21 protein-coding genes, 2 tRNA genes and 1 pseudogene are annotated in these 17710 nt (G+C 67.5%); 16 read left to right on the top strand and 8 right to left on the bottom strand.

Annotation, left to right across the window (positions count from 1 at the left end):
- Positions 1 to 31: 31 nt before the first annotated feature.
- The gene (locus tag ACNA7R_RS04270; RefSeq protein ID WP_416282311.1) at positions 32 to 508 is read right to left on the bottom strand and encodes a GNAT family N-acetyltransferase; all 477 of its coding nucleotides are present in this window, start codon (positions 506 to 508) and stop codon (positions 32 to 34) included.
- Positions 509 to 661: 153 nt separating this feature from the next.
- Between ACNA7R_RS04270 and ACNA7R_RS04265 the strand changes: the two genes are divergently transcribed.
- Positions 662 to 1081, top strand: coding sequence for an archease (locus ACNA7R_RS04265; protein WP_416282310.1), 420 nt, complete (start codon positions 662 to 664; stop codon positions 1079 to 1081).
- Between the two features lie 31 nt (positions 1082 to 1112).
- Here the strand turns inward: ACNA7R_RS04265 and ACNA7R_RS04260 are convergent, their stop codons facing one another.
- Complete coding sequence (locus tag ACNA7R_RS04260; RefSeq protein WP_416282309.1) at positions 1113 to 2996, bottom strand: polysaccharide deacetylase family protein; 1884 nt, start codon at positions 2994 to 2996, stop codon at positions 1113 to 1115.
- Between the two features lie 131 nt (positions 2997 to 3127).
- On the opposite strand from ACNA7R_RS04260, the pseudogene ACNA7R_RS04255 reads away from it, so the two are divergent.
- A pseudogene (locus tag ACNA7R_RS04255) lies at positions 3128 to 3436 on the top strand (RtcB family protein); the annotation flags it as partial.
- Positions 3428 to 6019, top strand: coding sequence for an RtcB family protein (locus tag ACNA7R_RS04250; RefSeq protein WP_416282350.1), 2592 nt, complete (start codon positions 3428 to 3430; stop codon positions 6017 to 6019). The pseudogene ACNA7R_RS04255 and the gene ACNA7R_RS04250, both read left to right, overlap by 9 nt.
- Here the strand turns inward: ACNA7R_RS04250 and ACNA7R_RS04245 are convergent.
- Both ACNA7R_RS04245 and ACNA7R_RS04240 read right to left on the bottom strand, forming a co-directional pair.
- Positions 6016 to 6231, bottom strand: coding sequence for a hypothetical protein (locus ACNA7R_RS04245; protein ID WP_416282308.1), 216 nt, complete (start codon positions 6229 to 6231; stop codon positions 6016 to 6018). The two genes, ACNA7R_RS04250 and ACNA7R_RS04245, sit on opposite strands and share 4 nt — an antisense overlap.
- A gap of 46 nt (positions 6232 to 6277) precedes the next feature.
- Positions 6278 to 6937, bottom strand: coding sequence for a helix-turn-helix domain-containing protein (locus ACNA7R_RS04240; protein WP_416282307.1), 660 nt, complete (start codon positions 6935 to 6937; stop codon positions 6278 to 6280).
- A gap of 139 nt (positions 6938 to 7076) precedes the next feature.
- Between ACNA7R_RS04240 and moaA the strand changes: the two genes are divergently transcribed.
- Positions 7077 to 8063 carry a GTP 3',8-cyclase MoaA gene (moaA, locus tag ACNA7R_RS04235; protein ID WP_416282306.1) on the top strand — a complete coding sequence of 329 codons (987 nt, stop codon included), beginning with the start codon at positions 7077 to 7079 and terminating at the stop codon, positions 8061 to 8063.
- Here the strand turns inward: moaA and ACNA7R_RS04230 are convergent.
- The 4 genes from ACNA7R_RS04230 to ACNA7R_RS04215 all read right to left on the bottom strand — a co-directional run bounded on the left by ACNA7R_RS04230 (position 8060) and on the right by ACNA7R_RS04215 (position 12030).
- Positions 8060 to 8494: a hypothetical protein gene (locus ACNA7R_RS04230; RefSeq protein WP_416282305.1), complete on the bottom strand. Its 435-nt coding sequence runs from the start codon at positions 8492 to 8494 to the stop codon at positions 8060 to 8062. The genes moaA and ACNA7R_RS04230 overlap by 4 nt on opposite strands.
- Before the next feature lie 61 nt (positions 8495 to 8555).
- A complete protein-coding gene (locus ACNA7R_RS04225; RefSeq protein WP_416282304.1) occupies positions 8556 to 9092 on the bottom strand; it encodes a hypothetical protein in 537 nt (178 codons plus the stop codon).
- Positions 9089 to 11032, bottom strand: a complete 1944-nt coding sequence (locus ACNA7R_RS04220; protein ID WP_416282303.1) for a DUF58 domain-containing protein — start codon at positions 11030 to 11032, stop codon at positions 9089 to 9091. The genes ACNA7R_RS04225 and ACNA7R_RS04220 overlap by 4 nt, the downstream gene beginning before the upstream one ends.
- Positions 11029 to 12030, bottom strand: a complete 1002-nt coding sequence (locus ACNA7R_RS04215; protein WP_416282302.1) for a DUF4129 domain-containing protein — start codon at positions 12028 to 12030, stop codon at positions 11029 to 11031. The genes ACNA7R_RS04220 and ACNA7R_RS04215 overlap by 4 nt, the downstream gene beginning before the upstream one ends.
- 179 nt (positions 12031 to 12209) lie before the next feature.
- On the opposite strand from ACNA7R_RS04215, the gene ACNA7R_RS04210 reads away from it, so the two are divergent.
- The 12 genes from ACNA7R_RS04210 (at position 12210) to eno (ending at position 17661) form a co-directional block, all read left to right on the top strand.
- Positions 12210 to 12292 (top strand) — tRNA-Ser (locus tag ACNA7R_RS04210).
- Positions 12293 to 12363: 71 nt separating this feature from the next.
- On the top strand, positions 12364 to 12879 hold the full coding sequence (locus ACNA7R_RS04205; protein ID WP_416282301.1) for a 30S ribosomal protein S13: 516 nt from the start codon (positions 12364 to 12366) through the stop codon (positions 12877 to 12879).
- Positions 12879 to 13400, top strand: a complete 522-nt coding sequence (locus ACNA7R_RS04200) for a 30S ribosomal protein S4 (protein WP_416282300.1) — start codon at positions 12879 to 12881, stop codon at positions 13398 to 13400. Before ACNA7R_RS04205 ends, ACNA7R_RS04200 begins: the two co-directional genes overlap by 1 nt.
- A gap of 1 nt (position 13401) precedes the next feature.
- Positions 13402 to 13791, top strand: a complete 390-nt coding sequence (locus ACNA7R_RS04195) for a 30S ribosomal protein S11 (RefSeq protein WP_416282299.1) — start codon at positions 13402 to 13404, stop codon at positions 13789 to 13791.
- Positions 13792 to 13794: 3 nt separating this feature from the next.
- Positions 13795 to 14544: a DNA-directed RNA polymerase subunit D gene (locus ACNA7R_RS04190; RefSeq protein WP_416282297.1), complete on the top strand. Its 750-nt coding sequence runs from the start codon at positions 13795 to 13797 to the stop codon at positions 14542 to 14544.
- Positions 14545 to 14676: 132 nt separating this feature from the next.
- Positions 14677 to 14761 (top strand) — tRNA-Leu (locus ACNA7R_RS04185).
- A 72-nt stretch (positions 14762 to 14833) separates the two neighbouring features.
- A complete protein-coding gene (locus tag ACNA7R_RS04180; protein WP_278302597.1) occupies positions 14834 to 15187 on the top strand; it encodes a 50S ribosomal protein L18e in 354 nt (117 codons plus the stop codon).
- Positions 15184 to 15666, top strand: coding sequence for a 50S ribosomal protein L13 (locus tag ACNA7R_RS04175; protein ID WP_416282296.1), 483 nt, complete (start codon positions 15184 to 15186; stop codon positions 15664 to 15666). Before ACNA7R_RS04180 ends, ACNA7R_RS04175 begins: the two co-directional genes overlap by 4 nt.
- Positions 15660 to 16058: a 30S ribosomal protein S9 gene (locus ACNA7R_RS04170; RefSeq protein WP_005557947.1), complete on the top strand. Its 399-nt coding sequence runs from the start codon at positions 15660 to 15662 to the stop codon at positions 16056 to 16058. The genes ACNA7R_RS04175 and ACNA7R_RS04170 overlap by 7 nt, the downstream gene beginning before the upstream one ends.
- Before the next feature lie 12 nt (positions 16059 to 16070).
- A complete protein-coding gene (locus ACNA7R_RS04165; protein ID WP_416282295.1) occupies positions 16071 to 16265 on the top strand; it encodes a DNA-directed RNA polymerase subunit N in 195 nt (64 codons plus the stop codon).
- A 2-nt stretch (positions 16266 to 16267) separates the two neighbouring features.
- Positions 16268 to 16453 carry a DNA-directed RNA polymerase subunit K gene (locus ACNA7R_RS04160; RefSeq protein WP_416282294.1) on the top strand — a complete coding sequence of 62 codons (186 nt, stop codon included), beginning with the start codon at positions 16268 to 16270 and terminating at the stop codon, positions 16451 to 16453.
- Entirely contained in the window at positions 16450 to 17661 is a 1212-nt protein-coding gene (eno, locus tag ACNA7R_RS04155) for a phosphopyruvate hydratase (RefSeq protein ID WP_416282293.1), read from the top strand. Before ACNA7R_RS04160 ends, eno begins: the two co-directional genes overlap by 4 nt.
- Positions 17662 to 17710 lie beyond the last annotated feature (49 nt).

The following is a 17710-nucleotide window of genomic DNA, read 5'->3' as shown; positions in this document are numbered from 1 at the left end:
GAGGGTGGGCGATTCCGCTCGAGTCGTCGGATCAGCGCCGAACGAACTCCGAGATCCGATCCGCGAGCCCGGAGTCCGAACCGAGTTTGAGGTAGTAGGCGTCGCCGCCGTCCTCGTAGTAGCCGTTGATCCGGCGTTTGATATCGAAGCCGAGATGTTCGTAGAACTCGAGGGCGTTCTCGTTGCTGGTCCGGGCGTGGCAGGTGATCGACTCGTGGTCGTCGGCGACCCGGGCGACGAGTCGCTTGCCGATCCCCTGGCCGCGAAACTCCGTCGAGACCGCCAGAAAGAGAATGTAGCCGTCCCGGCGAACGGCCGCGAAGCCGACAAGTTCGTCGTCTTGCACGTAGCAGTGGACCGTCGAGCGACGGTACGCGTCGGTAAAGAAGTCGTAGCGCTGCTTCAGCACGCCCTCCTGGCTGTTGATGCGCTCCTTGAGCCGCCAGGCCTCGTCGACGTACTCGTCGCTCCCCGGGGCGACGACGCGACTGTCGATATTGACGCTCACTACCACAGTGTAGCAGGCTCGCCAATATAATTCCACCGGCAGCGCGGCCGTTCGCCGGGAACCGTCCGCGGTCGCCGAAGATTCCGTCGATCGTCCCGACGCCGGCGGATCGAAGCGACGGACATACCTCGCGGGCTCGAGAAGGGACGAGGTATGGGATTCCAGCTTCGCGATCACACCGCCGATATCGGCGTCGAGGCGACCGGAGAGAGCCTCGAGGCGGTCTTCGCGGCGGTCGCCGACGGCCTCGCGGCCGCCTCCTGCGAGTCGATTCCGGACGGGACGGGCGAGCGCTTCTCGGTGTCGGTGACGGCCGAGAGCCCCGAGGCGCTGCTGTTCGACTTTCTAGACGAACTGATCTACCTGCGGGACGTCCGGATGGCCCTGCCCGTCGACCACCGGGTCGAGGCGATCGACCGGCTCGGCGAGGAGGGGTGGCGCCTCGAGGGCAGCGCCCGCGAAATTCCCCTCGAGGAGATCACCGCCCGCGAGATCAAGGCCGTCACCTACTCGGAGATGCGCCTCGAGGAGGTCGACGACGGTTGGGAGGCCTACGTCGTCTTCGACGTCTAAGCCGCAGTACGGCGGTTCGGCCCGGTCGGCGCTACGGGTCGGTGATCGACAGGGTCCAGTCCCCGTCGGCCTCGACGTCGAGCCAGACGGGGCCGCCGGCCTTGTAGGATCGCGGGTTCTCGAACTCCCCGCTTCGGTCGACGAGGACCTCCCTGTGGCCGTCTGCGCCGTTGCCGTCGACGACGAACGCCCCGTCGCCGCCGTGGGTCGCGACGACCCTGACGTCGCCGTCGGTCCAGAGCGGACCGACGACCGCGGAGCCCGAACCGGACGCCTCGACCGGAAGCTCCTCGAGGTCGTCGCCGTGGACCGCGGGCTGTTCGAGGTCGATCGACCACGCGCCGTCGGCCACGACCTCGAGGCGGTAGGCGCCGTCCTCGACGACCGTAACCGACTCTCCCTCGGCGCCGCCGACTCGCACCAGCGTCTCGTCGATCTCGGCGCCGTCGTCCCGCACCAGGTCGACGGCGAGTTCGGACGCGTCGCCGGTGACGGTCGCGACGAGGACCCCCTCGTCGAGTTCGAACGACGGCGTCTCCTCGTCTCCGGAGCCCTCGAAGGCGTGGGACCGTCCTTCCTCGAAGACGGCTCCGTCAGGACGCTCCGGCTCCGGCGGTTCCTCGCGGTCGCGCTCGAACGTCCCGTCGACGAGGTCCGACGGGGTGACGACGTCGAGGCCGCGGTGGTCGATGTGCTCGAGCAACAGTCCGAAGTCGTCGATCGACATCCGGTTCTCGTCGACGCCGACGTCCTCCGGTTCCTCGTCGACGAGCCGCGGGACGCGGATCACGGTGAGTAGGTCGTACTGGTCCGCGATGTTCACGTGGCGGCGAACGCCGGTGTGAAGCGCCGGCCCCCAAATGTACGGGATCGCGTGCATCTCCGTCGGGGGAACGCCCGTGGTCCCGGAGTTAGAGATGAACGCGGCATCGTAGCCCTCCCGCGCGAGCCGGTAGCTCTCCGCGTCGAACCCCTCGTCCGGAACGAACAGGTGTCGGGCGCCGTCATCGAACCCCTCCCGTTCGAGCGCCGCACGGGCGTCCTCGAGGAGCTGTCGTTTCCCATCCGCGGACTGTTCCGGAAGCGGCGTCGAGGGCGCCGGAAGCGGACAGACGTCCCAGCCGCGGTCGCTGAGGTCGCGAAGTTGCTCGTGGTTCATCCGACCGTCCTCGCCGATCCGTTCGGGAGAGACCGGTACCGCCGCGGCCCAGCCGCGTTCCTCGAGGAGGTCCGCAGCGACGTCGTAGTGGGAGCCGTGGCCGCCGTAGAGCGCGAGGACGGCCTTTCCGTTGTCGGCCGACCGCGTCCGACGGAGGTCGTCGACCACCAGCCTGGTCGGGCCGCCGTCCGGCCCCTCGGCGACGACGTTGATTCGAGTGACTGCCGAGAGGTCGGGCTCCTCGGCCGGCTTCTGCTGGTAGCCGCAGTCGAGCCGAAACCAGCCGTCGAACCCGTCCGGAACCAGCCGGACGCTCGTGAGCCGTTCTTCCCGATCCGGCGCGACGAACTCGACGCGGATCCGGGTCGCGGACTCCGGTTTGACCGCCAGCGAAGTATCCCATCCCTCGAGGTCGAGGCCGTCCGAGAACTCCAGTTTCGAGAGGTCGAGACCGTCGAACGTCGTGGTCAGCTCCGCAGTCTCCCCCTCGCTTTCCAGAACCGCAGCCTGGGATCCCGTCAGCGCCTCGTCGGCGGAAGCCGATACGGTACCGGTTCGAGCGGTCCACTTCCCGAGATCCTGGAAATCCGAGAGGACCTCGCCCGAGTCGAGCGCGGGCCAGGCCCCCGAGTCGGCCATCTCCTCGTCGCTCGAGACCAGATCCGTACAGCCCGCGAGCGTCGTCGACGTAACGCCGAGTGCGGCAAGCAGTCGTCGTCGAGACGGTCCACCCCCCGCGTCGCGTTCGCGTTGCATGAAAGTACGTGTCCTCGGATTCTCACCGCCGAGTGATAAACGAGGCGATAAATTTCGATCGGGACCGCCGGTCGGTGTCGACGCCCGCTCGAGGCGAACCTTCTTTCATCGTTCCCCTCGGAGTACCGCGTATGACTACCTTCGACGCCGACGGCATCACCCTCGAGAAGGTACGCGACTACGTCTGGGAGATCCCCCGGGAGGGAGAGATGCGCACTCCCGCGCGGGTGCTCGCCAGCGAGGCGCTGCTCGAGGAGATCAGCGAGGACAAGACCCTAGAACAGCTCACAAACACCACTCACCTGCCGGGGATCACGAAACACGCGATCTGCATGCCCGACGGCCACCAGGGCTACGGCTTCCCCGTCGGCGGGGTCGGCGCGCTCGACGCCGAGAACGGTTGTATCTCGCCCGGAGCGGTCGGGTACGATATCAATTGCCTCTCGGGGGATTCCGAGGTGCTCCTCGAGAACGGTCGACGGATTTCGATCGCGGATCTCGAGAAACGGTTCGAGGACGAGCGAGCGATGGTCGTCGGCGAAGAGCTCGTTCCCTCGGAGATCCGATTATTCACCAAGCGCGAGAACGCGGCGGTGTACGACGTGGAGACCGAAACCGGGGATCGTATCACCGCGACCGCAGACCATCCGTTCCGAACGCCTGACGGAATGCGCGAACTCGAGGATCTCTCCGAGGACGACGAGGTCGTCGTCCAGCCGTTCCGAGGCGTTCCCGACGAGAAACCCGACGAGTTCACGGTCCTCAGCAGAGACGACTTCGCCGGCGAGAATCCACAACTCATCCGTGCACTCGAGGAACGGGATCTCCTCCCGCTGAAATCGACCGACGACGCGTTCAACCGCTTCCTCAAGCTCGTCGGATTCCACACCGGAGACGGCGCGATCGGTAGCGGCGGGCAGACGTGGTTCTACGGCGAGCCCGCGGATCTCGAGTCGATTCGCGAGGACATCGACGCGATCGGATTTACGCCGTCGAAGATCTACGAACGGGACCGTTCCCACGAAATCGACGGCAAAACCTTCGAGACGACCGAATACAGCGCTCGATCGAACTCGAAGGCGTTCCAGAAGGTCCTGCTCGCGCTGGGTGCGCCGGAGGGACGGAAGATCGAATCGGAGTTCACGACGCCGTGGTACTTCGATCGACTGACGAACTGGCAGAAGGCGTTGTACGCCTCGGCGTACTTCGGAGCCGAAATGAACGCGCCCGCGGCGCAGCACGACAAGAACCTGTACTGTCCAAAGGTATCGCAGACGCGGGTCGCCGACGTCGCGAACGCCGGGGAGCAGTTCATGGCGGAGCTGGCCTCGTTCCTCGAGGACCTCGGGATCGAAACGAACGAGATCGAACGGTTCGAGACCGACTCGAGCGCCGACAGGGACACGATTCGGCTCCGACTCGGAATCAAAAACGACTCCGAGAACCTGATCCGGTTCTTCTCGACCGTCGGCTACCGATACAACCGCGAGAAGCACCGGAAATCGATCAAGGCGCTGCAGTACCTCAAGACCAAAGAGGCGGTAATCGACCGACGGGCGACGATCGCTCGCGAGGCGAAAGCGATGGCCGACGGCGGAACACCGGCACGGGACATCAAATCCGAGTTCGACGTCAACGACCGATTCGTCGAACGGAGCATCTGGGGAGGACGCAGCGGACGGCCGCGACCGCCCGCGGAGTTCCCCGGATTCGACGAGTACTGTGAGACAATTACTATGGGGGACGATGACACCGTCTCTACCCGAATTCGATCCATCGAACCACGCGACGAAGAGCGAACCGTGTACGACATCGGTGTCAGCCACGGTGCACACAACTTCGTCGCCGACGGGTTCGTCGTCTCCAACTGCGGCGTCCGGATGATGCGGACGAACCTCACCTACGACGAACTACAGGGCCGCGAGGAGGAGCTCGTCGACTCGCTGTTCGCCAACGTCCCCTCCGGGCTCGGCGGCGGCGGGATCGTCGAGGCCGGCGTCGACACCGTCGACGAGATCCTTTCTCGTGGTGTGGACTGGGCGCTCGAGCACGGTCACGCCGTCGAGGACGACCTCCTGCACTGCGAGGACGAGGGGATGCGCGAGGGCGCCAACCCCGACAAGGTGAGCCAGAAGGCCAAGGACCGCGGCAAGAACCAGATCGGCTCGCTGGGCTCGGGGAACCACTTCCTCGAGGTCCAGCGCGTGACGGACGTCTTCGACGACGACGTGGGCGAGGCGTTCGGCCTCGAGGAGGATCGGATCGTCGTTCTCATCCACTGTGGCTCGCGGGGACTGGGTCACCAGACCTGTAACGACTACCTGCGGAAGATCGAGCAACAGCACAAGGGCCTGCTCGATCGGCTGCCGGACAAGGAACTCGCGGCCGCGCCCGCGGGCTCGCAGCTCGCCGAGGACTACTACGGGGCGATGAACGCCGCGATCAACTTCGCGTGGGTCAACCGCCAGCTGATCATGCACCGCACCCGACAGGTCTTCGAGCGCGTGTTCGACCGCTCGTGGGAGGAGATGGAGATGGAGCTCCTGTACGACGTGGCACACAACATCGCGAAGAAGGAACTCCATACCGTCGACGACGAGGAACGCGAACTCTACGTCCACCGCAAGGGTGCGACTCGAGCCTTCCCCGCGGGCCACCCCGAGGTGCCGAAGGCCTACCGCGACGTCGGCCAGCCGGTCATCATCCCCGGCAGCATGGGCGCCGGCAGCTACGTCCTGCGCGGGGGCGAGCACTCGATGGATCTCACGTTCGGGTCGACCGCCCACGGCGCGGGTCGGCTGATGAGCCGCACCCAGGCGAAAAACGAGTACTGGGGCGGGGACGTAAAGCAGGAGCTACAGGACCAGCAACAGATCTACGTGAAAGCCCAGTCGGGCGCGACCGTCGCCGAGGAGGCGCCGGGCGTCTACAAGGACGTCGACGAGGTCGTCCGCGTCTCCGACGAACTGGGCATCGGCGACAAGGTCGCACGGACGTTCCCCGTCTGTAACATCAAGGGTTAGTTCACACGAAACGGATTCTCGTCGTCGCCGTCGCCGCCCTCGTCCTCGCTCTCGTACGGTTTCCGGGCGGTGATCGTCACCGTCGCCTCGGGATTGTCCTCGTCGGACCACGGGCTGTCGTAGGCCGAGATCTCGAGGTCGGTGACGTCCCACCCCTCCTCCTCGACGAGTTCGACGAGTCGCTGCTGATCCGCGAGCATCTCTCGGTCCATGCGGGTCCGTTGCCCGCCGACCGAAGTAGGTGTTCTGCCGGCGCGCTCACCGCGTCTCGTCGGTGCCGACCGCCTCCCTGACGAGCGTCAGGTGGGCCCGGCGTAGCCGCTCGGAGAGGGCCTGGTGGGAGATTTCGAGTTCGTCCGACAGCGCCTCCATGTCGATCTCCCGAGGGATATCGTAGTAGCCGTACTCGAGGGCGGCGACGAGCGTCTCGTACTGGGGATCGGTCAGGTCGAACCGACCGTGGCGGATCTCCTCGAGGCGGTTGATCTTCCGCAGGTCGAGCGGGACCCCCTGATCGGTCGCGAACTCGTAGCTCCGGGCCAGCGCCTCCCGGTTCGGAAAGAGGACGCGAAACCGCCAGCGATCGCCCTCGAGACCCGCCTCGAGCACCGTCGCCTGCTCCCTCGTCAGCAGGTGGACGGCGTCGACGACCGTCTCGTTCCACCGGATCCGGTAACACCGTTCGTCCTCGAGTTCGAGGATCGGCGTCGCGGCCTCGATCGTCGGATCCTCGTCGAGCGCGTCGTCGGCGTGCTCGAGGGTCCCCTCGTCGCCGAGGAGTCTGACGCAGGGAATCACCGTCTCGGGAGCCGCCGCGACGACGCGCTCGACCTCGACCTCGAGGTCGGAGACGCGCTCGAGCGTGTGCCCGAGCGCGAACGCCTCGGCGGGGATCGTGAACTCGGCAATCGTACTCATACCGGGTTACACGACGGCCGGCTGCAAGAGTGGTACACCACGCGAGATCGGAACTGGGCGGCGATTTCGAAACCGAAATCGGTTACGAAGGTCGATTTCGTCCGGCGAACTTAAGCGGTTTCACCTGAAACTGGGTGGTATGTTAACCGACGAGTTCGGGCGCGAGGTCACGGGGGTTCGGATCTCGCTCACCGATCGGTGTAACTTCGACTGTATCTACTGTCACAACGAGGGGTTAGGCGACACGCGCGGACCGATGGATCCCCAGGACGACGAGATGAGCGCCGACGACGTCGTCCGCTTCCTCGAGGTCGTCGAGGAGTTCGGCGTCGACTCGGTGAAGTTCACCGGCGGCGAGCCGATGCTCCGCCAGGATCTCGAGGAGATCATCGAGCGCACGCCCGACTCGATGGAGGTCTCGCTGACGACCAACGGCACCTTCCTCCCGGGGCGGGCCGAGGACTTAGTCGACGCCGGGCTCGAGCGGGTCAACGTCTCCCAGGACGCGCTCGACCCGGAGGACTTCGCCGCCGTGACAAAAAGCGGCGCCTACGAGAAGGTCCTCGAGGGTGTGCGGGCGGCCGTCGACGCGGGGCTGGACCCGGTCAAACTCAACATGGTCGTCTTCGAGCACACGGCGGGCTACGTCCCGGAGATGGTCGACCACGTCGCCGAGAACGAGGGACTCCAGCTCCAGCTGATCGAGTACATGCCCGAGCTGACCGGGCGCCCGGAGTGGAACATCGACATCGGGCGGGTCCACGACTGGCTCGCCGAGCAGGCCGCCGAGGTCGAACACCGGGAGATGCACGATCGGAAGCGGTACTGGATCGAGAACGACGACGGCGGACGGGGGATGGTCGAGATCGTCGACCCCGTCGAGAACCCGACCTTCTGTGCGAACTGCCACCGCGTTCGGGTCACCCACGAGGGGTACCTGAAGGGCTGTCTCAACCGCAGCGACGACCTGCGCCCGATGGGCGAGATGACCAAACCCGAGATCCGCGAGGCCTACCGTGAGGTCGTCGCGAACCGCGTCCCCTACTACGGCGAGTACATGATCAAAAACGACGACGGGGAGTGGGAGATCAACGACGAGTACATCGAGGGGTACGCCGAGGTCTAGTCCAGTCCGTCGACCGTCGTCGAGTACGTCTCCCCGAACGCGTGGTGTTCGGTCGCCGCGACCCGCCGGAGTTCGTCGCCGACCGTCGCTTCGAGACGGTACCCTTCTTCGACCAGATCGTCCGAGCAGGCCGACGTCCACCCCGAATCGTCGGCCGCGACAACGAGGACGTCGAGCCGGCTCTGCGAGGACTCGTATTCCGCGTGAGCCAGCTCGAGCGCGCCACAGCTGCTCGAGCCGTACTCGATCGTTCCGCGAACGGTGACGACGTCGCCGTCGACGGCTACGTCCGGCGGCTTCCGGGGTCGATGCTCCGAAGCGGTCGTCTCGAACGACGTCTCGAGACCCACACCCGGAAGCCGCTCGAGACAGCCCGCGGTGGCGGCGAACCACCCGGTCGCCGCCGTCGCGAGGAACGCGCGTCGCTCCATATCGGTCGTTTCTGTCAGTACACAAAACTGCTGTGGCCGACGCGCTCCGCGGATACGCCGCTCAGTGGCGGGCTCGCCGTCGACGGCTCGATCCCGTCCGTCCGCCGCCGAACCCGACGACGATGAGCACCGCCGCGACGAGCAACAGGACGACGGCCGCGACCGGCTGTCCGCTTCCTCCGAAGACGTACGCCGCGTAACCGACCGTCCCCGACAGCAGTCCCACGAGAAGGCTCGAGACCCCCCGGACCGCCTCGAGCCGACGCGTCTCGGCCTCCCGACCGAGCTGGTCGCCGAGCGCGATCGCGCCGTGGGCGAGATCCCAGGCGACGACGGTCGCGACCGTGGCGACGATCGTCGCCTCGACCGCGGTCGCCTCGAGCCCGCCGGCGACGATTCCGAGAAAGAGCGCGAGCGCGCCGGCGTCGACGACCCGGTGACGGCCGGTCGCCAGCCCGACGGCGAAGACGAGCCCGCCGACCGCGCCGAACCCGAGGACGCTCGCCGACTGGCTCCCCGCGGCGAGGACGGCGACGAGGACGACGGCACAGGCGGCGACGCTCGAGCGAACGGCCGGTCGGCGAGTGATCTCGCTCACCGGCGATCACCCGCGCTCGCGGCCCGCCGGGCGAAGACCGTGTCGATCGACTCGTCGGCGGGCCAGTCGACGACCGGAATCCCTGCCTCCCGGAGGTCGAACCCTCGGACCGCCCTGGCGACGCGGGCCAGTCGCTCGCCGGCGGTGCCGTCGGCGGTCGGATCCGGGCTGACGACCGTGACCGGATACCCCCGCGAATCGAGCCGGCGGGCGACGTCGGCCGAGACGCCGTCGCAAAGCGGCGTCAGGAAGACGATCTGCGTTCCCGTCGCGAGCCGTCGCCTGAGCCCGCGCAGCTGCCAGAGCCACCGCCCCTCGTTCGTCGGCGGGGTCGTCGAGAACTGCGGGTGGGTCGCGAGCAGCTCCGCGACCCGAACTTCGTGGTGGCGTCCGGCGGCCGGCGCGAGCCAGCACGGCTCCTCGTCCCGGTCCCGGTCGATCGCTCCGAGCCCCGCCAGCCCGACGGTGTCGCCGTCGGCCAGCAGCGAAGCCGCGATCCGGCCCGCGGCGGCGACCGACCGATCGACCGCGTGGGTGGTCTCGGAGTCGGGCGCCAGGTAGGCACCCCGACGGGCGTCGATCAGGACGACGACGCGGGCCGAGCGCTCCTCGTGGAACTCCAGGGTTGCCAGCTCGCCGGTCCTGGCGCGGCGGTTCCAGTCGACCCGGGCGAGGGGGTCGCCCCTGCGGTACTGTCGGACCGAGTGGAAGGTTGTCCCGGCGCCCGCCTCCTCCGTTTGGAGCCGACCCGAGACGGTGGCGCCGGCGGCTCGAAGCGGAACCGGGGCCGCGATCGGCCGGAGTTCGGGCTCGCAGACGACCGTCGTCTCCGCGCCGACCAGGTACTCGCGCTCGGTCGACCGCGAGAGGTCCCCGACGACCGCGAGCGCGGGGTCGAACTCGTGGCTGCCGCGGCCGACCGCGACCGCGTACTCGAGGCGAACCGACTCGCCGGGCCGAAGCGCGGTTCCGAGCCGACTCGAGCCCTCGACGACGGCCATCCCCGCGGGAACGCCGTCGACGATGCGAAGGTCGGGGACGAACCCGTCGCGCCCGTTGGTGATCGTCACCGTCACGTCGATCTCGTCGCCGGGCGCGGGTTCGTCGTCGCTCAGCTCGCGCTCGATCGAGAGCTCGAGTTCCGGCGGGTCGAACGCCCGGGCGAAGCCGGCGTAGCCGACGCCGACGACGCCGGCGAGGACGGCCGCGGGGGCCTCGGCGACGACGCCGATCCCGACGGAGAGCAGTGCGACGACGCCGATCCCGCGCCAGTAGTTCGTCGCGCGCTCGCGGCGCCGTTCGGTGCCGTCGGTCGGACTCGTCGCGGTCCGAGTTCCCCGATCGCGGGCGGTCCCGTCCCCGGGATCGTACCGCGGGAGCGAGCCGTCGCCCTCGTCGTCGCCGACCCTCGCGATGGCCGCGACCGCGTGTCGAACGCCGTCCTCGAACCGCGAGCCGCGAGCCGCGGCGGCGGCGATCCGGTCTCGAACCGACCCCGACGGCCGCTCGAGCGAGGGCGAGAGGAAGGCGGCGGCGACGTCGTCGTCCGTCCAGTCGCCGGCCTCGACGCGCTCTCGGGCTCGCTCCTCGTCGTCCCCGCCGAACCGCGAGCGGACCGCGATCGCCGCGGCTCGAAGCCCCTCGACGGTTCGTCGGCTCGTGACGGCGTAGTTCGTCTCGACCGACCGGAAGGCGCCGAGGGACTCCCGGAGCGTCTCGCCGGGAACCGGGACGGCCGTCGGGCGCTCGGGATCGGGCGTGTCGACGGTCCGGGGTGGCTCGCGGGTGAACAGCGCCCGGAGGCCGATCGCGACCGCGGCGAGGCCGACGACCGCGATCAGCGGCCGTGCGACCTCCCACTCGAGGACGCCGGCGAGAACGGCGAGCCCGGCGGCGAACGTCGCCAGACCGAGCGCCAGCGCGGCGGCTCGAGCGTTCACGCCCCGTCCCCTCCGTCGGCGGCTCCGCGGCCGCGGTCGGTCCCCTCCGGCCCCGGATCCGGGTCCGCCTCCACTTTGCCGTCGGCGTACGCCGACTCGATCTCCCGGAGGACCGACACCGCCCGTCGCTCCATCGCCGCCGTCGTCTCGCTCTCGCCGTACCTGACGTCCTCGAACAGCCGCGTGAGCTCCTCGACGTGGTCGCGCTCGAGGCCGGCCTCGATCGCGGCGTCGGCGAACTCTCGGGGCGTGCTCGAGTCCGGGCGGTCGACCTCGAGGGGTGCGGTCATCTCCCGCCAGGCGCGGTAGACCTCGTTGTCGGCGGCCGTCCCCTCGTCGATCCGGTCGGCCGCGCGACCCGCGGCCGAGCCGACGGCGACGGCCTCGCCCTCGGTCTGCGTTCGACCGTCGTCTCCGGCCTCCGATCTCGAGGTCGGAGCCGTCGGTTCGGTCGCGTTCCGGCTCAACAGTAGCCCGCCGACGAAGACGGCAACGAGGGCGGCGAGGACGCCGAGGACGCCGAGCAGCGGTCCGGTGGGTACCGATAGCTCGCCGTCGCCCTCGCCGGGGTCACCTCCCTCCCCGCCGAGGCCCGGTTCCTCGGGCTCGTTACCGGCCGGCTCCTCGCCGTCGAGGGGGACCGTCCCCAGCGCCGCAAGCGCGTACGCCAGTCCGACCGCGAGGAGAACGACCACGAGCGCGATCGCGACCAGACGGACCGCGTCCCGTCGGTGGGCCAGAAGATACCAGACGAGGACGATCGCCAGGAGGACGACGATCGCGTAGAGGAGGACCTCGAGAAACGGGGGGATCTCGCCGCCGGTCGGCGGGTCGGGTTCGGGCGGCTCTCCGGTTCCGACGCCGTCCCCGTCGCCGGTTCCCGCCCCACCGGAGCCGCCGGTCTCGAGCGGTGATCGAACGGTCGCCGCCGCCAGCCCGATCGCGACGATGGCGGCGACTGCCGCGACGAGGCGGACGAGGAGGGCGTTTCGTGGCACGCGTTGGCGGCGGTACGAAGGCGTCGGTAATAAGCGCCGGTCCTTCCGCTTTGTCAACGTGTCACGGCCGCAGCCGAGGGGATTCGTTGCGCTTAAGTACCCATCGGCGATAGGTGTGAGTGCAATACGTGCAGGGGACGCCGTCCCCGAGTCCGTACGGGCGACGATAGATCGACCGTGTCGTGGTAGCCAAGCGGCCCAAGGCGCATGGTTGCTAACCATGTGGCGTCAAGCCTCCGGGGTTCAAATCCCCGCCACGACGTCGGCTTACCCGATCGACGTCCAGTCGGTCGGCTTTGCAACGCGCGCAGACCAGACACAGATTCACCACACATGAGCGAGGAAGAACCTCAAGAGCAAGAGGACGAAGAGCTCCAGTACTTCGTCCGCATCGGTCAAACCGACCTCGACGGGACCAAATCCGTCGAACGCTCGCTCTCGGAGATGAACGGGATCGGTCGTCGAACCGCCCGACTCATCGCCGAGAAAGCGGGCGTCGACCGGACGGCGACGTTCGGCCGACTCGACGACGACGTCATCGACGAGGTCGTAACAGTCGTAGAGAACTACGCCGACGAAGTTCCGGACTGGCTCAACAACCGCCAGAACGACTTCTACACCGGCGAAACCACCCACGAGGTCGGCAACGATCTCCAGCTGACCCGGCAGCACGACATCAACCGGATGAAGATGATCGACTCCTACAAGGGCGTTCGCCACAAGCGCGGCCAGAAGGTCCGCGGCCAGCGAACGAAGTCCACCGGTCGTACGGAGGGCACCATCGGCGTCAACGTCGAGGAGATCCGCGAGGAGCAAGAAGAGGAAGCCGCCGAGGAGGATGACGAATAATGCCGCTCGGAACCGACACCAAGCAGTACGAGACGCCGAACCACCCATACCAGGGCGAGCGCATCGCCGACGAACACTCGCTGGTCGAGCGCTACGGACTCTCGAACAAGGAGGAGCTCTGGCGAGCGCAGTCCGAGCTTCGCTCCTACCGGCGCGAGGCTCGCGACCTGCTCGGCCAGGCACAGGACGACGAGACCGTCATGCGTCGCTCCGAGGAGTTCCTCGGACGGCTCAAGCGCGTCGGCATCCTCGGCGAAGCTGACGAGCTGGGCGACGTCCTCTCGCTCGAGATCGAGGACGTCCTCGAGCGCCGTCTCCAGACGGTCGTCTACCGGAAGGGACTCGCGAACACGACCCAGCAGGCCCGTCAGTTCATCGTCCACGGACACATCGTGGTCGACGGCCAGCGCCACCGGGTCCCCTCCTACGTCGTCGACGTCGACGAGGAGGATCTCGTCGACTTCGAGGAGAACAGCCCGCTGTCGGACGAGCTGCACCCGGAACGCGCGGAGGAGCAATAACATGAGTCAGGACGACGAGAAGTGGGGCGTAGCCCACGTGCACGCATCGTTCAACAACACGATCATGACCGTCACCGACCTCACCGGGTCGGAGACGATCGTCAAGTCCTCGGGCGGGACCGCGGTCAAGCAGAACCGCGACGAGGCGTCGCCGTACGCGGCGATGCAGATGGCCGAGTCGGTCGCCGAGGAGATCAAGGCCGCCGGCATCACGGGACTGCACGTTCGCGTGCGCGGTCCCGGCGGCAATCTCCAGAAATCTCCCGGCCCCGGCGCGCAGGCGACGATCCGCGCGCTGGCCCGCTCGGGCATCGAGATCGGTCGCATCGAGGACGTCACGCCGATCCCGCACGACGGATCGCGAGCACCGAAAGGCAAGGGCGGCTACTAACCCATGAGTGAGGAGTACGACGTCGAGTTCGTCGAACGGGGGGATCGGGAGGCCCGATTCCTCGTCCGCGGGATCACGCCCGCGTTCGCCAACGGGATCCGTCGCGCGATGGTCGCCGACGTCCCGACGATGGCGATCGACACCGTCAGGTTCGTCGAGAACTCGTCGGTGATGTTCGACGAACAGCTCGCCCTGCGACTCGGGCTCGTCCCGCTGACGACCCCGCCGGAGGGCGAGTTCGTCGAGGACGACACCGTGACGCTCTCGATCGACGTCGAAGGACCGGCCACCGCCTACTCGGGCGATCTCGTCTCGGCCGACTCCCTCGTGGAGCCGGCCGACGAGAACGTTCCGATCATCGAACTCAAGGACGGCCAGCGCCTCGAGGCCGAGGCCGAGGCCCGCCTCGAGCGCGGGAAGAACCACGCCAAACACCAGGGCGGGGTCGCGGTCGGCTACCGACACCTCCAGCGCGTGGAGGTCGTCGACGACCTGCCGGAGTTCCAGGAACCGGAGTCCCAGATCGTTCGGGGCGTCGTCGAGGAGAACGGCGAACTCGTCCCGACGAGCGAGTTCGATCACGACATCTCGACGCGCCACCCCGGCAAGGAGGTCCGCCTGGAGGACGTCCCGAACGCCTTCGTCTTCCACGTGGAGACGGACGGCTCCTTTAGCGTCGAGGAACTGGTCACGCGAGCCGTCGACTCGATCGAGGCGCGTGCGACCGAACTCGAAGAGGCAGTACAGCTATAGACATGATCCGACGCCCCCGAACCCACGTCGCCGAAACGCCCCTCGCCAGCGCCGTCTCCTGCGAGACTGGCGGGGTCTCGGCGGTCGGAATCGAAAGGGGTTTGAAGGGGCGACGGGTACACGGAAGTGCGAGCAGGGATAGCCAAGTCAGGCCAACGGCGCAGCGTTCAGGGCGCTGTCTCGTAGGAGTCCGCAGGTTCAAATCCTGCTCCCTGCATCACTTCTCACAACAGATCTCGATCGACGGCACTCCCGAGTCCGTCGATCACGCAGTATTTGGAGGAAACCAATGAGTAGTAAAACCAATCCGAGGCTCAACGATCTCATCGCCGAGCTGAAGTCGACGTCCCGGGAACGGGACGCCGACGTCTGGCAAGACGTTGCGGATCGACTCGAGAAGCCCCGGCGCACCCACGCCGAGGTCAATCTGGGCCGTATCGAGCGATACGCACGCGAGGAAGAGACCGTCGTCGTTCCCGGCAAGGTGCTGGGATCCGGCGCGCTACAGAAAAACGTCACCGTCGCCGCCGTCGACTTTTCGTCCTCCGCAGAGACGAAGATCGAACAGGTCGGCGACACCGTTCCCCTCGAGCAGGTGCTCGAGGACAACCCCGAAGGATCCAACGTACGGGTGATTCGATGAGCATGGCAGAGTTCGAAGCCGACGTCGTCGTCGACGCCCGAGACTGCATTCTCGGTCGCGTCGCGAGTCAGGTCGCAGAGCGCGCCCTCGATGGGGAACGCGTCGCGATCGTCAACGCGGAGGACGCCGTCATCACCGGCGACAAGGAAGACGTCTTCGGGACCTACCGCAAGCGTCTGGAGCTTGGCTCCGACAGCGGTCCCTACTACCCGAAGCGACCGGACACGATCTTCAAGCGCTCCGTGCGCGGTATGCTGCCGTACAAGAAACCGCGCGGTCGCGAGGCGCTCGACAACGTTCGGGTTTACGTCGGCAACCCCTACGAGGACGGCGCTGGCTCGGAGAGCCAGCGAAACGGAGACGGCGAAGCCGTCGAAGCAGAGATCCTCGAGGACACGTCGCTGGATCGGCTCTCGAACATCCGCTTCGTGCACCTGCACGAGGTCAGCGAACAGTTAGGTGCTAACGTCACATGGTAACGAACACGAGTGGAAAGAAGAAGACCGCCGTCGCCCGCGCAACGGTTCGCGAGGGCGAGGGCCGCGTCCGTATCAACTCGAAACCGGTCGAACTGGTCGAACCGGAGATGTCGCGGCTCAAGATGCTCGAGCCGTTCCGCATTGCCGGCGACGAACTCCGCGACGAGATGGACATCGAGATCCACGTCGAGGGTGGCGGCATCAGCGGACAGGCCGACGCCGTCCGCACCGCCATCGCCCGCGGCATCGTCCAGCACACGAACGACGCCGAACTCCGCGACGCCTACATGGAGTTCGACCGCTCGCTGCTGGTCAACGACGTTCGCCAGTCCGAACCGAAGAAGTGGGGCGGCCCGGGCGCTCGGGCTCGCTACCAGAAGTCCTACCGCTGAGGTGATTCAAGCATGATGGTACCGGTCCGGTGTTTCACCTGTGGCAACGTCGTCGCCGAACACTGGGAGGAGTTCGACGAGCGAGCCAACCAGGGCGACGAGGACCCACAGGAGGTCCTCGACGAGCTCGGCGTCGACCGCTACTGCTGTCGGCGGATGCTCGTCAGTCACACCGACCTCGTCGACGTGGTCTCACCATACCAGTAACGATGCAACAGGAACGCCACAACCGATACGAGAAGGCACGCATTCTGGGCGCGCGAGCGCTGCAGATCTCCTACGGCGCACCGGTGCTGATCGAGACGGATCGGAGCGAGCCGATCCTGATCGCCGCCGAGGAGTACGACGCCGACGTGCTTCCCTTTACCGTCAAACGGGGGTACGATCGGAAATGACGCTCGTTACCGACGTCCGGCTCCGCCGGATCCTGGACTCGCGTGGCAACGCCACGGTCGAGGCCGACGTCGTCACCGAGAGCGGCGGCTTCGGCCGCGCCGCGGCGCCGAGCGGCGCGAGCACCGGCGAGTTCGAGGCGATCGAACTGCCGGCCGGCGAAGCGATCGCCGCGGCCCGGGAACACGCCGTCCCGCGGCTCGTCGGGGAGACCTACGCGGGCAACCAGCGCGAGATCGACGCCGCACTCCACGCCGCCGACGGCACCGACGACTTCTCGAAGATCGGCGCCAACAGCGCGGTCGCGATCTCGATGGCCGCCGCGAAGGCCGGCGCCGACGTGCTGGGCGCGCCGCTGTTCCAGCACCTCGGCGGCACCTTCCGGGGCGAGAACTTCCCGACACCGCTGGGTAACGTCGTCGGCGGGGGCGAACACGCCGCCGACGCGACCGACATCCAGGAGTTCCTCGCCGCACCCGTCGGCGCGCCGAGCGTCGAGGACGCCGTCTTCGCCAACGCCGCCGTCCACGGCGCCGTCGCAGACATCCTCGAGGAGCGAGACTACCCCTCGGGCAAGGGCGACGAGGGCGCGTGGGCGCCGTCGATCGACGACGAGGAGGCGTTCGAGATCGTCGACGAGGCCGTCTCGCGGGTCGAAGACGACGTCGGATTCGCGATCGGCTTCGGACTCGACGTCGCGGCCGCGGAGATGTACGACGCCGACTCGGAAACCTACGAGTACGAGTCCGCGGGCGTCAGCCGCGACACCGACGAGCAGATCGAGTACATCGCCGACCTCGTCCGCGAGTACGACCTGGTCTACGTCGAGGATCCCCTCGACGAGAACGACTACGAGGCGTTCGCCGACCTCACCGACGAAGTCGGCGAGCAGACGCTGGTCTGTGGCGACGACCTGTTCGTCACCAACACCGACCGACTTCGGGAGGGAATCGATCAAGGTGCGGCAAACAGCATCCTGATCAAGCCCAACCAGATCGGGACGCTGACCGACGCCTTCGACGCGATCGAACTCGCGACCGAGCACGGCTACGACTCGGTCGTCTCCCACCGCTCGGGCGAGACTGAGGATACGACGATCGCACACCTCGCCGTCGCGACCGACGCGCCGTTCATCAAGACCGGCGCCGTCGGCGGCGAGCGAACCGCCAAGCTCAACGAGCTCATCAGAATCGCAGACGACGCGACATGACAGACAACGACACGACCCAAGAAGGGCTCGACGCCGCCGACGAGGAGAT

It is taken from the genome of Natronococcus sp., from assembly GCF_047921035.1.
Taxonomy (GTDB): Archaea; Halobacteriota; Halobacteria; order Halobacteriales; family Natrialbaceae; genus Natronococcus.
Note: the sequence above shows the minus strand (reverse complement) of the source record. Positions and strands in the feature narration are given on the sequence as shown.

What these genes read in the sequence shown, in the direction of transcription:
- ACNA7R_RS04240 (WP_416282307.1), bottom strand. Translation starts at nt 6,937, where the DNA reads ATGAGTACGATTGCCGAGTTCACGATCCCCGCCGAGGCGTTCGCGCTC.
- ACNA7R_RS04175 (WP_416282296.1), top strand. Translation starts at nt 15,184, where the DNA reads ATGAGCATGGCAGAGTTCGAAGCCGACGTCGTCGTCGACGCCCGAGAC.
- ACNA7R_RS04195 (WP_416282299.1), top strand. Translation starts at nt 13,402, where the DNA reads ATGAGTCAGGACGACGAGAAGTGGGGCGTAGCCCACGTGCACGCATCG.
- ACNA7R_RS04165 (WP_416282295.1), top strand. Translation starts at nt 16,071, where the DNA reads ATGATGGTACCGGTCCGGTGTTTCACCTGTGGCAACGTCGTCGCCGAA.
- ACNA7R_RS04205 (WP_416282301.1), top strand. Translation starts at nt 12,364, where the DNA reads ATGAGCGAGGAAGAACCTCAAGAGCAAGAGGACGAAGAGCTCCAGTAC.
- moaA (WP_416282306.1), top strand. Translation starts at nt 7,077, where the DNA reads ATGTTAACCGACGAGTTCGGGCGCGAGGTCACGGGGGTTCGGATCTCG.
- ACNA7R_RS04265 (WP_416282310.1), top strand. Translation starts at nt 662, where the DNA reads ATGGGATTCCAGCTTCGCGATCACACCGCCGATATCGGCGTCGAGGCG.
- ACNA7R_RS04260 (WP_416282309.1), bottom strand. Translation starts at nt 2,996, where the DNA reads ATGCAACGCGAACGCGACGCGGGGGGTGGACCGTCTCGACGACGACTG.
- ACNA7R_RS04170 (WP_005557947.1), top strand. Translation starts at nt 15,660, where the DNA reads ATGGTAACGAACACGAGTGGAAAGAAGAAGACCGCCGTCGCCCGCGCA.
- ACNA7R_RS04245 (WP_416282308.1), bottom strand. Translation starts at nt 6,231, where the DNA reads ATGGACCGAGAGATGCTCGCGGATCAGCAGCGACTCGTCGAACTCGTC.
- ACNA7R_RS04190 (WP_416282297.1), top strand. Translation starts at nt 13,795, where the DNA reads ATGAGTGAGGAGTACGACGTCGAGTTCGTCGAACGGGGGGATCGGGAG.
- ACNA7R_RS04230 (WP_416282305.1), bottom strand. Translation starts at nt 8,494, where the DNA reads ATGGAGCGACGCGCGTTCCTCGCGACGGCGGCGACCGGGTGGTTCGCC.
- ACNA7R_RS04200 (WP_416282300.1), top strand. Translation starts at nt 12,879, where the DNA reads ATGCCGCTCGGAACCGACACCAAGCAGTACGAGACGCCGAACCACCCA.
- eno (WP_416282293.1), top strand. Translation starts at nt 16,450, where the DNA reads ATGACGCTCGTTACCGACGTCCGGCTCCGCCGGATCCTGGACTCGCGT.
- ACNA7R_RS04160 (WP_416282294.1), top strand. Translation starts at nt 16,268, where the DNA reads ATGCAACAGGAACGCCACAACCGATACGAGAAGGCACGCATTCTGGGC.
- ACNA7R_RS04180 (WP_278302597.1), top strand. Translation starts at nt 14,834, where the DNA reads ATGAGTAGTAAAACCAATCCGAGGCTCAACGATCTCATCGCCGAGCTG.